Source organism: Neisseria yangbaofengii (genome assembly GCF_014898075.1).
GTDB lineage: Bacteria > Pseudomonadota > Gammaproteobacteria > Burkholderiales > Neisseriaceae > Neisseria > Neisseria yangbaofengii.
The window spans coordinates 672648-686614 of sequence record NZ_CP062976.1 but is presented as its reverse complement, the minus strand read 5'-3'; the positions used below and the strand labels follow the sequence as shown (position 1 = coordinate 686614).

General features: G+C 49.6%; 14 protein-coding genes. 4 read left to right on the top strand and 10 right to left on the bottom strand.

Annotated elements, in window-relative coordinates; genetic code table 11:
• Positions 1 to 71 precede the first annotated feature (71 nt).
• The gene (gene pssA / locus H4O27_RS03365; RefSeq protein WP_371864826.1) at positions 72 to 824 is read left to right on the top strand and encodes a CDP-diacylglycerol--serine O-phosphatidyltransferase; all 753 of its coding nucleotides are present in this window, start codon (positions 72 to 74) and stop codon (positions 822 to 824) included.
• Between the two features lie 6 nt (positions 825 to 830).
• Positions 831 to 1637, top strand: a complete 807-nt coding sequence (locus H4O27_RS03360; protein ID WP_165009953.1) for a sulfite exporter TauE/SafE family protein — start codon at positions 831 to 833, stop codon at positions 1635 to 1637.
• 57 nt (positions 1638 to 1694) lie between these two features.
• Here H4O27_RS03360 and H4O27_RS03355 read toward each other — a convergent pair whose 3' ends face one another.
• On the bottom strand, positions 1695 to 2363 hold the full coding sequence (locus H4O27_RS03355; protein ID WP_165009955.1) for a sulfite exporter TauE/SafE family protein: 669 nt from the start codon (positions 2361 to 2363) through the stop codon (positions 1695 to 1697).
• 191 nt (positions 2364 to 2554) lie between these two features.
• Here H4O27_RS03355 and lysM point away from each other — a divergent pair, with 191 nt between their 5' ends.
• Complete coding sequence (lysM, locus tag H4O27_RS03350) at positions 2555 to 3031, top strand: peptidoglycan-binding protein LysM (RefSeq protein ID WP_165009957.1); 477 nt, start codon at positions 2555 to 2557, stop codon at positions 3029 to 3031.
• Positions 3032 to 3664: 633 nt separating this feature from the next.
• Here lysM and H4O27_RS03345 read toward each other — a convergent pair.
• The 6 genes from H4O27_RS03345 to H4O27_RS03320 form a co-directional block, all read right to left on the bottom strand.
• Entirely contained in the window at positions 3665 to 4441 is a 777-nt protein-coding gene (locus tag H4O27_RS03345; protein ID WP_165009959.1) for a TatD family hydrolase, read from the bottom strand.
• 16 nt (positions 4442 to 4457) lie between these two features.
• Entirely contained in the window at positions 4458 to 4808 is a 351-nt protein-coding gene (locus tag H4O27_RS03340; protein WP_165009961.1) for a PilZ domain-containing protein, read from the bottom strand.
• Between the two features lie 9 nt (positions 4809 to 4817).
• Positions 4818 to 5795 carry a DNA polymerase III subunit delta' gene (locus H4O27_RS03335; RefSeq protein ID WP_165010004.1) on the bottom strand — a complete coding sequence of 326 codons (978 nt, stop codon included), beginning with the start codon at positions 5793 to 5795 and terminating at the stop codon, positions 4818 to 4820.
• A gap of 267 nt (positions 5796 to 6062) precedes the next feature.
• Complete coding sequence (locus H4O27_RS03330; RefSeq protein ID WP_165009963.1) at positions 6063 to 7361, bottom strand: MFS transporter; 1299 nt, start codon at positions 7359 to 7361, stop codon at positions 6063 to 6065.
• Complete coding sequence (ccoS, locus tag H4O27_RS03325) at positions 7358 to 7552, bottom strand: cbb3-type cytochrome oxidase assembly protein CcoS (protein WP_165009965.1); 195 nt, start codon at positions 7550 to 7552, stop codon at positions 7358 to 7360. Before ccoS ends, H4O27_RS03330 begins: the two co-directional genes overlap by 4 nt.
• Complete coding sequence (locus H4O27_RS03320; RefSeq protein WP_165009966.1) at positions 7552 to 7869, bottom strand: HLGFF motif protein; 318 nt, start codon at positions 7867 to 7869, stop codon at positions 7552 to 7554. The genes ccoS and H4O27_RS03320 overlap by 1 nt, the downstream gene beginning before the upstream one ends.
• Before the next feature lie 284 nt (positions 7870 to 8153).
• Between H4O27_RS03320 and H4O27_RS03315 the strand changes: the two genes are divergently transcribed.
• Positions 8154 to 9350 carry an acetate kinase gene (locus H4O27_RS03315; RefSeq protein WP_165009968.1) on the top strand — a complete coding sequence of 399 codons (1197 nt, stop codon included), beginning with the start codon at positions 8154 to 8156 and terminating at the stop codon, positions 9348 to 9350.
• Positions 9351 to 10191: 841 nt separating this feature from the next.
• On the opposite strand, the gene H4O27_RS03310 is transcribed toward H4O27_RS03315, so the two are convergent.
• The 3 genes from H4O27_RS03310 to H4O27_RS03300 all read right to left on the bottom strand — a co-directional run bounded on the left by H4O27_RS03310 (position 10192) and on the right by H4O27_RS03300 (position 13951).
• Positions 10192 to 11511 carry a DUF445 domain-containing protein gene (locus H4O27_RS03310; RefSeq protein ID WP_165009970.1) on the bottom strand — a complete coding sequence of 440 codons (1320 nt, stop codon included), beginning with the start codon at positions 11509 to 11511 and terminating at the stop codon, positions 10192 to 10194.
• 497 nt (positions 11512 to 12008) lie between these two features.
• Positions 12009 to 12341: a thioredoxin TrxA gene (gene trxA, locus H4O27_RS03305; RefSeq protein ID WP_165009972.1), complete on the bottom strand. Its 333-nt coding sequence runs from the start codon at positions 12339 to 12341 to the stop codon at positions 12009 to 12011.
• A gap of 62 nt (positions 12342 to 12403) precedes the next feature.
• Positions 12404 to 13951: an ABC transporter ATP-binding protein gene (locus H4O27_RS03300; protein WP_165010006.1), complete on the bottom strand. Its 1548-nt coding sequence runs from the start codon at positions 13949 to 13951 to the stop codon at positions 12404 to 12406.
• Between the last annotated feature and the right edge of the window lie 16 nt (positions 13952 to 13967).

Below are 13967 nucleotides of genomic sequence, written 5' to 3'. Positions count from 1 at the left end.
ATCACTTGAGAAACGGTATAAGGTATCCCCACATTCAATAACATGCATTCTTACGGAAAAATATGGAAAACATGGAAAATCCCAACCCGGTTCCGCCACGCGCGTCTTTACGTCAGAACAGCATTTACCTTTTGCCCAATTCCTTCACGATTGCGGCGCTCTTTGCCGCATTTTACGCCATCACCCAAGCCATGCACGGCCATTACGAAACGGCGGCGATTGCGGTGTTTATCGCCATGCTGCTCGACGGCATGGACGGCCGCGTCGCCCGCTTGACCAACTCGCAAAGCGCGTTCGGAGAACAGCTCGACAGCTTGGCCGACATGGTCAGCTTCGGCGTGGCACCCGCGCTGATTGCCTATAAATGGCAGCTTTGGCAGTTCGGTAAAATCGGTTATTCGGTAGCGTTTATCTATTGCGCTTGTGCCGCCTTGCGTTTGGCTTTGTTCAACACTTTAATCGGCAAAGTGGACAAACGCTGGTTCATCGGCATTCCGAGCCCGACCGCCGCTGCGCTGATTGTCGGCCTGATTTGGGTCAATCACAGCGTCGAGCGTTTCCCCGGCGTGCATTGGTGGGCGCTGGGCATTACCCTGTTTGCCGGTTTGTCAATGATTGCACAGATTCCGTTTTGGAGCTTCAAGGAAATCAATATCCGCCGCAAAGTGCCGTTTATGGGCATGGTGCTGGCCGTATTGATTTTGCTGCTGGTGACGTGGGAACCGTCGCTGGTTTTATTCTTATTCTTCTTCGGCTACAGCCTGTCTGGCTATATTTTGGCGGCGCGCCGTTGGTTACGCAAACGCCGCCATAAAACCGCTTAATTTTCAATGAATAATCTTGATGCGATTCTCGCGCTGCTGGCCGGCGGCAGCGCAGCCGGTTTTTTGGCCGGTCTGTTCGGTGTCGGCGGCGGCACGATTATCGTGCCGATTGTTTTGTGGGTATTGCATTTGCAATACGGCGGCGAACACCCTTACGCCCAGCATTTGGCCATCGGCTCGTCATTTGCGGTGATGGTGTTCACCACCTTATCCAGCATACATGCGCAACACAAAAAACGCTCTATCGACTGGCCGACTGTCGGCAAAATGTCGCCCGGCATGATTGGCGGCGTGTTTATTGGCGCAGCTTCAGCCAAATCCATCCCCACTTACGGGTTGCAAATCTTCTTTATCGTATTCATCACGCTGATTGCTTTGCGCATACTGATAAACAGCAAAACCGTACCTTCACGCCACCTGCCGGGCTTTGCCGGGCTCAGCGTCATGGGCGTAATCTTTGGCACGGCATCAAGCTGGGTCGGTGTAGGCGGCGGTTCATTGTCGGTGCCGTTTTTAATGCATTGCAACATGCCGGCACACCGTGCCATCGGCACATCCAGCGGCTTGGCTTGGCCGATTGCGGTGGCGGGGACGGTCGGTTATTTGGCAGCAGGCCGGCAGATTGCCGATTTACCTGAAGGCTCGCTGGGCTTTGTTTATTTACCTGCGGTATTGGTATTAAGCATTGCTACAATGTTGTTTGCCCCGCTGGGCGTAAAGCTGGCGCACAAGCTTCCTGCCGATAAATTGAAGAAGGTTTTCGGCGTATTGCTGTTGCTGATTTCGCTGCGTATGCTGTTGAAATTGTTATAAATCAAAGGCCGTCTGAAATAATTTGTTTCAGACGGCCTTTGATTATGATGCCCAAGCTTACATAAAAAATACTGCCAAACGCCATACTGCCCAAGCTGCGACCAGCAAACCGGCAATTAAGCGCACTTTACGGTTTTGCAGAAAGCTTTTCAACTGTGCGGCAAAGAAACCCATCGCCAGCAAATTCGGCAGCGTTCCCAACGCAAACGCCAGCATATACAGGCCGCCATGCCATGCGTTTCCGCTGCCTAAGGCATACAGAGATGCGCTGTACACCAAGCCGCAAGGCAGCCAGCCCCACAGCATGCCCACGGCGAAACAAGCCGGAATCGAGCGGATGGGCAAAAGCTTGTTCAACACGGGATTCAAGCGCTTCCACACCGGCCGCCCCAGCCCTTCGATTTTGGCCGCCATGCTGGAAATACCTGCTAAGTAAAGCCCCAACAGCAGCAGCAACACATTAGCGGCCACATACAGAATATTTTGCAGCCAGCGCGTTTCATCTGACGAAATACCAATTTGGCCGGCCAAGCCCAAAATCAAACCAATCAACACATAGCTGCTCACGCGCCCCAAGTTCAGCAAGATAATCAGCCCTGCCCGATTCAGGTTGGGCGGCAGCTGCAATACAAACGCGCTGCTCAAGCCGCCGCACATGCCTGCGCAATGACCGCCGCCGAAAAAGCCGAGCAGAAAAAGGGTGAGCAAAGTAATTTCGTTGTTCATGGCAGGTTTGTGGGTAAAGTTTCAGATTGTTATTGTAGCAATAATGAAGGTTGGCTGCCCGTATTTGTAAAACAAGGTAATACAAGCCTTGCCCTGCTTGTCTTTCGGCGCGTTTCGTATGATTATTGGTTCATTCGGATAACCCGAATTTTTTAAACACATTTATTAAACACATTTAAAGGAGTGGATTTATGGGTTTGTTCAGCTTTATTAAAAATGCAGGCGAAAAACTGTTTGGCAAAGACGAAAAAGAAGTGGCCGCACAAACAGCAGCCAACGTCGATGATTTGAACACCAAAGCAGCGGCCGCTATCCAAACTTACATCGAGAAACAAAACTTAGGCCTGACCGGCTTGGCTGTTGCTTTCGACGGCGCCAGCGGCAAAGTTACCTTGAGTGGCTCTGCCCCTTCGCAAGAAGCGGCTGAAAAAGCAGTTTTGGCGGCGGGCAACGTGACCGGCGTTTCTGATGTCGACAACAACCTGCAATTCCCTGCCGAAGCAGCAGCACAATATCACGACGTAGTGAGCGGCGACACTTTGTCTGCCATCGCGAAAAAATACTACGGCGATGCCAATCAATACATGAAAATCTTTGAAGCCAACAAACCAATGTTAAGCCACCCTGATAAAATCTACGTGGGTCAAAAATTGCGCATTCCTGCGTAATGAATTGATTTCATAATAAAAGGCCGTCTGAAAATTTTTTTCAGACGGCCTTTTATATAGCCAGAGACCTTTGCAAAACCCCGGATTTGAGTAAAATTCGAAGCTGGAACAGTACAGAAAGCGAAGACGTATCACAAAGATAGGACAAGCTTTCGGGTAGCGCATAATGAAGAAATGTGCCAAAGATGGAGATTTTGCAAAGGTATCGACCATTATTGATGATACCGACGGAAGTTAAGCCCATGCTTCTACTATAGTGAATCCACTTTAAAATAGTACGGCGTTGGTTCGCCTGGCCTTATTATCCATACTGTCTTCGGCTCACCGCCTTGTCCTATTTTAAAGTGAATACACTATACTGTTCCATCGGACAAATGGCATTCACCGTATTCATTGCCTTGCGCATCTTTTTTCCATCACCGATTTGCCGCCCTGCTTCATACAACATTCGGCAGTGGGATTGGCATACCGGCTATCGGCGATTCAGGCCCGTTTTGTTGCGCACAAGCGGCCAATGCGGCAGCAGTGATTACAGTCATTATTAAACTTTCAACATCCGATTTCCTTTTGCTTATTCAAACAGGCCGTCTGAAAAGCATAAAATTATTGAGACCAACCATTTTTGAGACAGCGTTATTCCATCCAACGCGGCACTTTTTGGAACAACCTATAAAAGTTTTCCGTGGTATAAGCAGCCACTTCTTCCACTGCTTCGCCACGCAATTGGGCGATAAACTCAGCAGTATGACGCACATAAGCCGGCTCGTTGCGTTTGCCGCGTTTCGGCACAGGCGCGAGGAAAGGGGCATCGGTTTCCACCAACATGCGGTCTTTCGGCACATATTTTGCCGCTTCCTGAATCTGTGGCGCATTTTTGAAGGTGACAATGCCGGAAAATGAAATATACAGTCCCAAATCCAATGCGCCTTTGGCAAAGACTACGTCTTCAGTGAAGCAGTGAATCACGCCTGAATTGGTTTGGCATTCTTTTAATATGTGCAGCGTGTCTTCGCCGGCATCGCGGGTATGCACGATTACCGGCAAACTGCTTTCATTCGCCGCTTGGATATGGTCGGCAAAACGTTGATGCTGCCAAGCCAAATCACCCTTGCACCAATGGTAATCCAAACCGGTTTCACCAATGCCGACCACTTTCGGATGCTGCGCCTGCGCTACCATTTCGGCCACGGTAAATTCTTCCGCTTCTTCGCTGTCGGGATGCACGCCGATGGTGCAGAAAATTTGCCCGTGCGCTTGGGCGATGGCAAACACTTCGGCAAAGCTTTGTTTGCTCACACTGATGGCGAGTGCTTGCCTGACCTCGTTTTCAGCCATATTAGCTAACACTTCCGGCAAACGGCCGCCCAAGCCTTCAAAATTCAGATGGCAATGTGAATCAATGAGTTGCATAAATAAGCCGGCTTAATTAAAGGGTAAACGTGGCGCGGTCGCTGCGCAATGCGCTGCCCAGCTCGCCTTCGATAATGGATTTGGTTTGCAGGCAGTTTTCGTGTGATGAAAACGCCAAACCAATACCTTTCGGACGATTTGCCGATGTGCGTGCCGGATTAATCCATGCCACTTCGGTCGGCAAATAAAGCTTGGGATGCTCGCCAATTTCCACCGCCAGCAAAATGTCTTCGCCCAGCGAAAACACATCATCGGTCGGCACAAACAGGCCGCCGTGTTCGAAAAACGGCATATAGCAATTGTAAAGCGTGTTTTTTTCTTTTAATTTCAAAGCCATCATCTTGGCCGGGATTTCTTTAGTACTCATTGGGCGACCTTATTTATTTTGCCAAAAATTGAGATATTCAATCAGGATATATTCAAGCTGCATTTTAACACTCAAGGTATGATGTCCGTAAGGGCTGAGTTGATTCAGACGGCCTGTGAGTGCAAACAGGCGGTGCGGTTCGGTTTTGGCGGCAACGGCTGCCGATTGCGCCGCAAAATCAGGATAGTAAAGCGGCGGCATGTTTTGCTGCGCCAAGCCGACATCAACCAGCCATTTTTGCAGCCAATCGATGACCACGGCCAACGGCTGCTTTTGTTTGTCGAACGCCGCCGCGTAATCCAGCATCGCCAGCAAACGCGGCGTAGCGAGTATGTTCAGCAAGTCTTGGCGCGAATCGTCCAATTCGGGCGCGGCATCAAATAAAGGGGCACCGCTGTGAAACGCCAGCAACGAAGCCGCATTATCCACCCCCTGCCCTTGCAAATAATCTAAGGCTTCATCACGGTTCGGCGCGGGCAGCACCATTTGCCGGCAGCGGCTTTTAATCGTCGGCAACAGCTTATCCCGCGCGTGCGTTACCAGCAGAAAAATCACATGCTGCGGCGGCTCTTCCAAGGCTTTGAGCAAACCGTTGGCCGCCTGCACATTCATGCTTTCAGCCGGATGAACCAACACTACCCGCCGCCCGCCGCGTACGGCAGTAAGATAAATATTTTCAACAATATCGCGCACAGAATCGATTTTAATCTGCAGTAATTTGCGCCCTACGCTGCCGTCTTCCGGCAATTCGGGCGTGAGTTCGTAAAAATCGGGATGGCTGTTTTGCGAAAACAAATGACACGAAGCGCATTGGCTACAGGGCTGATGGTTTTCAGACGGCCTTTCACACAGCAAAGCCTGCGCCACATAACGCGCAAATGCCGTTTTACCGGTGTTTTCCCTGCCGGTAAACAGCCACGCATTGGGCTGATTTTGCCAATGCGCGGCAAGTTGCTGCCATTCTTGCTGGTGCCACGGATAAATCATGCGCTTGAAAATCGGGTTGAAATAAGCATTCATTATACAGATAAACAGTAAAGGCCGTCTGAAAATTCAGACGGCCTGAGACTTCTGCACAATCCTATCTTTGGCGCATTTCTTCGTTATGCGCTGCTCGAAAGCTTGTCTATCTAAATGATATGTCTGTGCTTTCCGGGCTGCTTTGACTTCGAACTGCACTCAAATCCAAAATGGTACAAAGGCCTCATCCTCTAAGGCCTCATCCTCTAAGGCCTCATCCTCTTAGGTGATTGATTAATGCTTTTTCTTCAAAACAAACCGTGGTTCGCGTTTAATCAAATAAACCAGCAGCAACACATTACCCGTCGCCACAATCAGATAAAGCAAAGTAATGCTCTCAAACAGCATTAATAATACTGCGCTGAGAATCGCTGCCGTCACCATGAAAATGCCGTTAACGATATTATTGGCCGCCACCGCATGCGCGCGGAAGGTTTCGCCGGAGGCAGTCTGAAGCCATGTGTAGAGCGGCACGGAGAAAAAGCCGCCAAAAAAGCCAATGGCCATCATGGTCAGCATTACCGGATAAGCATTGGCTTGCGATAAAAACCACATGATGCCGCTGAGTTCGGCAAAGCGTTGGCCGTGCGTGAGCCAAACCAGCAGCAAACCACTCGCTGTCAAACCGATGGCACCTACGGTCACCAAGCCCAAGCGCAAATGTTGGTGGCTGAGTTTGGCACACACCACCGAGCCAATGGCGATGCCGACGGAAAATAATGCCAACATCAGGTTAAACACATTATCGTTGCCGCCCAGATGGATTTGGGTAAAGGTCGGCAATTGGGTGGTGTAAACCGAGCCGACAAACCAAAACCACGAAATGCCGATAATGGCGGTAAACACGGGTTTTTGTGACACGGTTTCGCGCATTAAGTCCATCGTGCCTTTGACGATATTGAGTTCGATTTCGGTATCCGGCGCTTTGGCAGGCACCGATGGCATAAACAGGCTGGTCAAGGTGCCGCAAACCGCCACCCCAGTCACCACCATTCCGGCAATGTGCAGCGGAATGCCTGCCAAAGAGGTGCCCAAAATCTGTCCGAACAAAATGGCGATAAACGTGCCCGATTCAATCAGGCTGTTGCCCATCATTAATTCTTTATCATTCAGATAATCGGGCAAAATGGCGTATTTCAAGGGACCGAACAAGGTCGATTGCGTGCCCATGCAAAACAGACAAAACAGCAACAGCGGCGCCGATTGAATATAAAAACCATACGATGCCACACTCATCACGATAATTTCCAGTAACTTAATCCAGCGCGCCAACACAGCTTTATCGAAGCGGTTGCTCAGTTGGCCGGATAAGGCGGAAAACAGAAAATACGGCAGGATAAACAGCAACGCGCCCAAATTCAGCATTTGGCTGGCCGGAATCCAATCGTTGGCGCCCAAGCCGTAAAAACTGATCATCACAAACAGCGCGGTTTTAAACACATTGTCGTTAAATGCGCCGAGAAACTGCGTGCCAAATAAAGGTGCGAAACGGCGGCTGGTTTTGAAATTCAAATAATCTTTTTTTACGCTCATTTGGTGTCGCCTTTAGCGGAATCTTGTTCTTTTTCCAGCAGTTTGTCGGTGGAGTCGTCATCCATCAAAATGCGGTGTGCCGGCCCTTCCAAATCGTCAAATTGTCCGTGTTTGCCCGACCACCAGAAAAAATAGCCGATGATAAAGGCTAAAATGATGCTGATCGGCACCAAAATAAACATACTTTCCATTACATCATCCCTGTTAAATCGTTTAAAACCAGCATTTGGCCGGATAAGGTCAGGTATTCGTTGCGGATGCCGCCGATATTGCTGTTACCGGCAAAGAGTTCGACGCGGTCTTTTTCCACGCGCCAAAACAGCGGTTCGGCCGCCTCCTGCCAAGGTTGCAAGGCAGCGACAGCCGCTTGGTCTTCGGGCACATCTTCGCTTTGCAGTTTAACGGCAAACCGCCCGCTTTGCGGCTGCGCTTCGGATTCGTCATCGGCCAGCATGATGAAAAAGCCCAAATGCTCGCCTTGTTGGGTGTGGATACTGAAATAATGCATGGTTTTGTCTTTAAATCATATAAAAGGCCGTCTGAACGGCAAATCAATACCCTCTGCTTTACGCTTTCAGACGGCCTTCTATCTTAGCATCTTTTTGCGGATAGCAGTTTGCTGCCGCCAATGCTTAAATGAATAGAGCTATATCAAGATAGTCGCCCCGCGGCATTGACTTTTTATATCGAATAGACTAGCCTTCGAATGTTTTTATTAACCTGTTTCAGACGACTCCCCCACGTTTTGGCAATCATGCCACAGGCCGTCTGAAAACCTTTAGGAGCCTACAGATGTCTCAAAAATTGATTTTGGTTTTAAACTGCGGCAGTTCATCGTTAAAAGGTGCTGTTTTGGATAACGACAGCGGCGGCGTGCTGCTGAGCTGCTTGGCTGAAAAGCTGGGCTTGCCTGATGCCTACATCACCTTTAAATTCAACGGTGAAAAACACAAAGTTGAATTGGCTGCCAACCCGAATCACACCGGCGCAGTTGAAGCCTTGATGGAAGAATTGAAATCACACGGCTTCGACAGCCAAATCGCCGCCATCGGCCACCGCATTGTCAGCGGCGGCGAAGAATACAGCGAATCGACTTTGATTACCGAAGACGTGATTGCCGGCATCGAAAAATGCATCCCGTTGGCGCCATTGCATAACCCTGCCAACCTGTTGGGTGTGCGCGCCGCACAAAACATTTTCAAAGGCCTGCCAAACGTGGCCGTATTCGACACCGCGTTCCACCAAACCATGCCGGAACGCGCTTATATGTATGCCGTACCACGCGAGTTGTACAGCAAATACGGCTTGCGCCGATACGGTTTCCACGGCACCAGCTACCGCTATGTGTCTGACGAAGCCGCCCGCTTCTTGGGTAAAGACAAAAACAATTTGCGCATGGTGATTGCTCACTTGGGTAACGGTGCCTCGATTGCCGCCATTGCCAACGGCGTATGCCAAGACACCAGCATGGGCTTAACCCCGCTGGAAGGCTTGGTAATGGGTACTCGTTCGGGCGACATTGACCCTGCGGTATTCGGTTTCTTGGCTGAAAACGCCAATATGACCATCGCGCAAGTAACCGATATGTTGAACAAAAAATCAGGCTTGCTGGGCTTGTCTGAATTGTCGAGCGACTGCCGCACCATCGAAGAAGAAGCGGCCAACGGCCACTCCGGCGCGGTATTGGCACTGGAGGTATTCTGCTATCGTTTGGCGAAATACATCGGCAGCATGTCCGTTGCTGCAGGCGGTTTGGACGTATTGGCCTTCACCGGCGGTATCGGTGAAAATTCTGACTTAATCCGCAGCAAAGTGTTGGGCTACTTGGGCTTCTTGGGCTTGAACATCGACCAAGACGCCAACTTGGCTGCCCGTTTCGGCAACGCCGGTGTAATTACTACTGCCGACAGCAAAGCCGTTGCCGTGGTGATTCCAACCAATGAAGAATTGATGATTGCACACGACACTGCACGCTTAAGCGGCCTGTAATTCATCCGAAAAAAAGCCCTGTTGCCGGCAACAGGGCTTTTTTGTATTCAGGCAAATCAGATTAGGCAAAAAAAGCGGCCGTCTTTCAAGCGGGTATGATACAGACTTCGCTTTTCAGACGGCCTTGCGTTTTCATAATAGTTTTAGGGAGATAATCGGATTTTTAAATCCTGTTGTTTTAATTTGGTAAGATTCGTGTTACTTTTTTTATTCTGTAGATGTCATCACCATCCGAAGATGGTGATGACGTTTTCCCGCAATTTTATTGCTGAGTGTTGTAACGGTTTCCCGTTTGATTATTTCCACGTAATATGTTTGCTTTTTTCATGAAGAAACCCAACAGATTGCCGATATTTTCTTGCGCACCGTTTTGTTTCTACTGACTATCAAGCAAATATCGTGCCAAAACTTTGAATTCCTTAAATAAATTTACAATAGATTGTTTTAAAAATAAAAATATATAAAAATACCCATATGTCATTAAATATCCGCATCACCTGATGGCACACAATCTCGGCAATATGCCTTTTTTTGTCATCTTTTTGTGATTCTCGTCAAGTATGATGTTACTTTTTTTCGGTACATGACGGAATTTGCCACTTTTAATAACCATTTCCAATAAGATGGAAATAAACAGCACACCGCCATCAAATCTTATCCCGGGCCGTCTGAAAATTTCTAAACGAATGATTCACCAAAGCAATTTAGTCAATAAATGCTCAGAACCGTTTCAATAAAAGCAACTTCTCCCTTGAATACCTTTTCTTTGTTTGATTCACAATAATATAAACAAGGCCGTCTGAAAGTCATTTGCTTTTCAGACGGCCTCAAGCTTATTTTGCTACCCCAACCATTGCGACACCACATAAATCACCAGCCCGACCAAGCCGCCGACCAGTGTGCCGTTGATACGGATATACTGCAAATCCTTGCCGACGCTGAGTTCGAGTTTTTCCACCATTTGCGCGCTGTCCCAACTTTTCACTTTATCCGCTACAAACTGCGCAGCCTGCTCTTTGTAGCGCATGACGAAATCACGCACCATCAGCGACAGGCGCACATCGACTCTGCGCATAAACTGCGGATAGGTTTCGGCTTGTGCCAGCATGTGATCGAGCAGCTTTTGCAATTGCGCGGCGCACAACGAATCGGTTTTGGCTACATCATTCTCTGCCCAGTTTTGCAGCCCTTTCCAAAAATCTTCCAAGCTGTTTTGCAAGGCCGGCGATTCGGCAATCTGCATTTTGGCCGCTTCCAAACGGCGGTGCCACAGGCGTGAAGTTTGCAGCCGTTCGATAACCGCATCGTATTGCCCGTCAAAACGGCGACGCATGGCATTATCGCCACCCTGCATAGCGGCGGCCAAATAACCGTCTGCCCAATCCAAGGCTTTGGCGGCCGCCCAGTCGTCAACTTTATCCACCACCGTCGATTTCAGCGCAGCTTTGAATTTATCCCATGTGCTCGGTGCATCGCTTTCAATTTTGGTTGCCCATTCCCGTAGGTTTTGCTCCAGCATTTCGCGCGTTTCGGGATTTTTCAACCAACGACGTAATTGCTTCAATAAACCGTAATACAGAGTTTCGTGCATACCGTGTGCTTTGAGCAGAATCAGGCCGTCCGAAAGTGTTTTGGCTATTTTCTCGCCGTTGTATTGCTGCGCCAGCATCATGCCGGAAAAGCGCGCCACTTGCCCGGGCTTGGCGATATTCAGTAACAGCGGAATCTGCTTGGCTACCCGCGGCAACCATTGGCTGCGTACCGATTCGCCCGCCAGCCAGCCCAGCAGCTTGTCGCTTGGTTGTGCCTGATACACCCTTAAGGCAATCGGTTTGCCCTGCAAAAAGTTATTCTCAATAAATCTGCCCAATTCATCAGCAATACGCGCCTGATTACGCGGCAAAATAGCGGTATGCGGAATTGGCAAACCCAAAGGCCGTCTGAACAGCGCAATCACGGCAAACCAATCGGCCAGTGCGCCCACCATTGCCGCTTCGGAAAAGGCCTTCACATACGCCAGCCATGCATAATGCTTGAGATACAGCGAGGACAACACAAACAATACGCAAGCGGCCAGCAGCAAGCCGGTTGCCCGGCGGCGGCTGTGACGCAACCGCGCTTTGGCCTGCGCCAAGCGCACTTCTGCCGACAATGTGTGCATAATGTTCCTTTATGTGCCAACCGATAATGGAATTATAGCGCAGGCCGTCTGAAACCGCCTGTCTTCATCTGCTTAATTTTTAAGCATGATTCTTTTATGTTTAAATTTCATTAAGATAGATAAGTTATCAACAGGCTGCACACAATTCTTTCTTGTTATGCTGTGAGTAATCGCAATTTTCGTTTGAATTTTAAGCAGTATTATTTTTCGTTTATCTTTCAATGGATAATCGGATTTATACACAGGCTGCACACAGTTTTGATGGTCGGAACTGTGTGTTTTCAGCTTCAGACAGCCTTATTTCCAGTATATTCTCAAAACCATTAATCTGCTTAAATTTTGAGCATTTAATTTTTTTATTGATATTTCAACAGATAAACCTATTTTTCCACAGTTTGCCGACAGCTTGTCTAAACATTCTGCCTATATCTTATCCGCATCAAAAAGGCCGTCTGAAACCATACGGTTTCAGACGGCCTTTATCATCACATCAATGATTAAGCGATAGACGCATCCAAGAATGCAGTCAATTGGCCTTTTGCCAACGCGCCCACTTTAGTGGCTACGTTTTGACCGTCTTTGAACACCATCAAAGTCGGAATACCGCGCACGCCGAATTGGTTGGGGGTGTTTTGGTTGTCGTCGATGTTGATTTTCACAACCTTCACTTTACCTTGGTATTCGGCGGCAACATCGTCCAAAATCGGGGCAATCATTTTGCACGGGCCACACCATGGAGCCCAGAAATCCAGCAATACCGGCACGTCTGATTTCAAAACGTCTTGTTCGAAATTGGCATCAGTGGTGTGTACAATCAGTTCGCTACTCATAGTGTTTCCTTTCAGATGAGGGTTTTTGTATATTGGCAGAATAGGGCTAACGGCGGAAAATTTCAAGCCCCCGCGTGCAACAATAGATTTTGCGTATAACCGGCATGAGGATTTGCAAACACCGCCTCTAAATCCCCTTCTTCGACAATCTGCCCGTCTTTCAACACCATCACGCGGTGAGACAGCGCGCGAATCACCGCCAAATCATGGCTGATAATAATCAGGCTTAAGCCATGCCGACGCTGCAAATCAGCCAGTAAAGCCAAAATCTGCTGCTGCCATTGCACATCAAGCGCACTGGTCGGCTCGTCCAACACCAAAATTTTCGGGCGCACGATAATCGCACGGGCAATGGCGAGCCGTTGGCGTTGGCCGCCGGAAAACGCATGCGGATAACGCGTCGTCACGTCTTCGGGCAAACCGACTTGGCGCAGGGTTTCCTTCACCCGCGCGTGCATGGCTTCGCGGCCCAACTCCGGCTCGTGCACACGCAAAGCTTCGGCGACAATATCGAATACATTCATGCGCGGATTGAATGCGCCGAACGGGTCTTGAAACACCATTTGGATTTCTTTGCGCAGTTCAGGCCGCCATGCTTGGCCGTTGATTTTCAGACGGCCTTCCGCATCTATCAAACGCATCACTGCTTTGGCCAGCGTGGTTTTGCCGCTGCCGCTCTCGCCGATAATGCCCAAGGTTTCGCCTGCTTTCAAATGAAAATCCACGGGCTGAAGCAGCATTTTGCGGCTTTTCTTAAACCAACCGTCCCGCTCTTTTACCGATACGCTGATGGCTTCTCCTTCCAACACAGTCGCAGGGTTTTCGGGCAAACCAACCACTTGCCGCACTGCGCCGGCATTGAGCAGCATTTTGGTGTATTCATGTTGGGGCCGCCCGAATACGTCTTCCACGCAGCCCTGCTCGATAATGCGGCCATGCTGCATCACCGCCACGTCATCGGCAAAACGGCGCACCAAATTCAAATCGTGGCTGATGTACACCAAGGTCATGCCGTGCACTTGTTGCAAGCGTGACAGCAAATCGAGAATCTGCGCCTGCACCGCCACGTCCAGCGCAGTAGTCGGCTCATCAGCAATCAAAAGTTTCGGCTCTGCCGCCACCGCCATCGCAATCATTACCCGCTGCCGCTGTCCGCCCGATAATTGAAACGGATAGGCAAAGGCTTTTTCTTCCGGCTGCTGAATGCCGGTTTCATGTAAAAGCCCGACAGCGCGCGCCCATGCCTGTTTGGCGGTCAAACCCAAATGCAGCGTCAACACTTCGGCAATCTGCTTACCTACGCGCATCACCGGATTTAAGGCTGTCATCGGCTCTTGGAACACCATGCCAATGTCACGGCCGCGCAGCTTTTGCAGACTGCGTTCAGGCAACGTCAACAAATCCGCGTCTTCAAATTTCAGACGGCCTGTTAACGACACCGCCGGGTTCAGCCGCATAATGCCCTGCGCCAACACGGTTTTGCCGCTGCCGCTCTCGCCGACAACCGCCAGCTTGCGTCCGGCTTGCACGGTGAGGTTGATGCCGTGCAACACCTGTTTGCCCGGAAATGAAGCATTGAGGTTCTCGATTTGTAAAATCGGGGTCATGATGGGTTCCATAGCATAA

Excerpts from the sequence above, each read along its gene's own strand:
- ccoS (WP_165009965.1), bottom strand. The coding sequence starts at position 7,552 with ATGGAAAGTATGTTTATTTTGGTGCCGATCAGCATCATTTTAGCCTTT.
- trxA (WP_165009972.1), bottom strand. The coding sequence starts at position 12,341 with ATGAGTAGCGAACTGATTGTACACACCACTGATGCCAATTTCGAACAA.
- H4O27_RS03330 (WP_165009963.1), bottom strand. The coding sequence starts at position 7,361 with ATGAGCGTAAAAAAAGATTATTTGAATTTCAAAACCAGCCGCCGTTTC.
- H4O27_RS03345 (WP_165009959.1), bottom strand. The coding sequence starts at position 4,441 with ATGCAACTCATTGATTCACATTGCCATCTGAATTTTGAAGGCTTGGGC.
- H4O27_RS03310 (WP_165009970.1), bottom strand. The coding sequence starts at position 11,511 with ATGCACACATTGTCGGCAGAAGTGCGCTTGGCGCAGGCCAAAGCGCGG.
- H4O27_RS03355 (WP_165009955.1), bottom strand. The coding sequence starts at position 2,363 with ATGAACAACGAAATTACTTTGCTCACCCTTTTTCTGCTCGGCTTTTTC.
- H4O27_RS03335 (WP_165010004.1), bottom strand. The coding sequence starts at position 5,795 with ATGATTTATCCGTGGCACCAGCAAGAATGGCAGCAACTTGCCGCGCAT.
- H4O27_RS03360 (WP_165009953.1), top strand. The coding sequence starts at position 831 with ATGAATAATCTTGATGCGATTCTCGCGCTGCTGGCCGGCGGCAGCGCA.
- pssA (WP_371864826.1), top strand. The coding sequence starts at position 72 with ATGGAAAATCCCAACCCGGTTCCGCCACGCGCGTCTTTACGTCAGAAC.
- H4O27_RS03320 (WP_165009966.1), bottom strand. The coding sequence starts at position 7,869 with ATGCATTATTTCAGTATCCACACCCAACAAGGCGAGCATTTGGGCTTT.
- lysM (WP_165009957.1), top strand. The coding sequence starts at position 2,555 with ATGGGTTTGTTCAGCTTTATTAAAAATGCAGGCGAAAAACTGTTTGGC.
- H4O27_RS03315 (WP_165009968.1), top strand. The coding sequence starts at position 8,154 with ATGTCTCAAAAATTGATTTTGGTTTTAAACTGCGGCAGTTCATCGTTA.
- H4O27_RS03340 (WP_165009961.1), bottom strand. The coding sequence starts at position 4,808 with ATGAGTACTAAAGAAATCCCGGCCAAGATGATGGCTTTGAAATTAAAA.